The following is a 2441-nucleotide window of genomic DNA, read 5'->3' on the forward strand; positions in this document are numbered from 1 at the left end:
AGAAATATATAATCTTCTAAGTGAACATTTCTTATTGGATCCAGTTGATCCGGATTATTTTGGCGAAGTAGCGAAACGCTATCGTTATAAAGATAAAAATGTGGATGTAGGTTTTATTACTTCTGTATCTGAATCATTCTGTTCAAGCTGCACACGCTCAAGATTATCTGCGAATGGACAGATTTTTACTTGTTTATTTAATGGCAATGGCCACGACCTGAAGGAATTCATGAGAGCTGGTGCCAGTGATGAAGAAATACGCCAGCGCATTATTTCTATCTGGGATGGACGAAAAGATAGATATTCCGATGAAAGAACGGCGGAAACTGCAGCTAATCGCAAAAAAATAGAAATGTCCTATATCGGCGGATAGACGGCAATAAGACTGAAGATAATGCAATAAGAAAAGAGGGGATTCCATCAATGGAAATCCCCTCACTTTTTATTATGAATATCTTGGAAATAAAATATTGTTTTCAAGGTGAATATGCATAAATGTCTGTTCCTCTAGTTTTTCAAGACGTTTGTAAACAAGCCGGTATGTTCCGCAAGCATCATGAGGAGGCGTGAAGTTGGATGTAACTGAGCGTAGCTCCGCTAAAATCTGACCAACCTCTTTATGTTCGTCTATTAAGGATTGCAACTGATCTGCAGGATTTCCTTCGTTTTGTTCCAGTTGAATAAGAATAGGAAAGACTTCTTGCTCTTCCTTTTCCGTGTGTTCAAGCAATTCTTTTTTTAATGCGTAAAATAGCTCATAGACTCTTTTTAATTCAGGTTTACGATCTCCATGCACACGGGAAACTTTTGTTACATAAGGGCTTAGTGCCGGAAGCTCCTCCTTTAGCTCAGCATGATAATATTCCTGAATATGCTGAATTAATTGCTCAGAGCTCGAATTTGTCCAAATATCAGGCTGATCCTGTTTGTTTTGCTCGTTTTGTACAGATTCATGTAATTCACTCATCAGCTGCTGCAGTGATATTGCTTTATTCTCAACTGCATGTAGTAAGGAATTGTTGCCTCCGCAGCAAAAATCGATCTGATAGCGTTTAAAAATATCACTTGTCCTTGGGTATTCATTCACAATTTCTTTTACAATGCTTTCTTCATTTAATACAATCATTTGTGTATCCTCCTTGATATGGGGTATTTTTAGTTTACTAATCCTTTCAATTGGATTTAGTGATTTATATCACATAAAATGAAAAAGTTTATGATCCTTCCTATAAAGAAGGGAAAAGTGTGAGTTAAATCATGATGTTCACTCAATAAGAGATTTATTATAGTTATTAGAATGGAAATGCTAGAGATGTTTAGTACATAGGAGTTGATCATTTTGCTGGACAAAAGAAACCCAATCAAAATTGCTGAGGCTGTTTCGAGGGTAATGAAATATGAGAAAAAAGGTGAAACAGAATATAGTTCTATTTATACAAGTAATGGAAGATATTTAGCTGATGATATAAAGGCTACACACGATGTACCGCACTTTGATCGCGCACCATATGATGGCTTTGCTGTCCGCTCAGTGGATACTGCTCAAGCATCACAGAGCAATGAAATCGTATTTGAAGTTATTGATCATATTGGTGCTGGTCATGTTACAAACAAGGTACCAGCAGCTTTTGAAGCGGTTCGGATTATGACAGGTGCCCAAATGCCCGAAGGCTGTGATGCAGTCTTAATGCTTGAACTATCCAAATCATTCGAAAAAGATGGTAAGACTTATATGTCCACCAAGCGTAAATTAAAAACAGGTGAAAATGTGTCCTTTAAAGGGGAAGATGCTAAAACGGGAGAAGTATTAATTCATAAAGGGACCTTAATTAATCCCGGTATACAAGCTGTGTTGGCTACTTTTGGATATGCACAGGTACCCGTTGCAAAAAAACCTGCAATTGCCTTATTTGCAACAGGCTCTGAGTTATTAGAGGTAGAAGATGACCTTGAACCTGGAAAAATCCGCAATAGCAATGCACTAATGATTACCGCTCAAATTGAAAGAGCAGGCGGGAATGCCTCGTATTTAGGCAAGCTGCCGGATGACTTTGATACATGTTTTACTGCTGTAGAGAATGCCTTGCACGAGAGTGATTTCCTTATTACAACAGGCGGAGTATCAGTCGGTGATTTTGATTACTTGCCCGCTATTTATGAGAAACTTGGAGCTGAGGTATTGTTCAATAAAGTCGCAATGAGACCTGGCAGTGTAACAACTGTCGCCCAACTGGATGGAAAACTTCTGTTTGGGCTTTCTGGCAACCCTTCCGCCTGCTATGTTGGGTTTGAATTATTTGTGCGTCCGATTATTCGTACATTTTTGTTTTCTAAAAAAGCTCATTTAAGACGTGAGAAGGCTATTTTAACAGCCGATTTCCCAAAAGCTAATCCATTCACCCGCTTTGTCAGGGCGATTTTAAGTGTGGAAGATGGCAAGC

The 2441-nt window shown here is 38.5% G+C and carries 3 protein-coding genes; 2 read left to right on the forward strand and 1 reads right to left on the reverse strand.

Annotation, left to right across the window (positions count from 1 at the left end; all coding sequences use genetic code 11):
- A partial coding sequence (locus OQ279_RS18340) for a GTP 3',8-cyclase MoaA family protein (protein WP_503167766.1) occupies positions 1-373 on the forward strand: 373 nt, incomplete at its 5' end.
- A gap of 72 nt (positions 374-445) precedes the next feature.
- On the opposite strand, the gene ric is transcribed toward OQ279_RS18340, so the two are convergent.
- The gene (ric, locus tag OQ279_RS18345) at positions 446-1126 is read right to left on the reverse strand and encodes an iron-sulfur cluster repair di-iron protein (protein ID WP_214478253.1); all 681 of its coding nucleotides are present in this window, start codon (positions 1124-1126) and stop codon (positions 446-448) included.
- Between the two features lie 204 nt (positions 1127-1330).
- On the opposite strand from ric, the gene OQ279_RS18350 reads away from it, so the two are divergent.
- On the forward strand, positions 1331-2441 hold a 1111-nt coding region (locus OQ279_RS18350; protein WP_274704492.1), incomplete at its 3' end, for a molybdopterin molybdotransferase MoeA.

This window comes from Salinimicrobium profundisediminis (assembly GCF_026241755.1).
GTDB lineage: Bacteria > Bacteroidota > Bacteroidia > Flavobacteriales > Flavobacteriaceae > Salinimicrobium > Salinimicrobium profundisediminis.

Excerpts from the sequence above, each read along its gene's own strand:
- ric (WP_214478253.1), bottom strand. The coding sequence starts at position 1,126 with ATGATTGTATTAAATGAAGAAAGCATTGTAAAAGAAATTGTGAATGAA.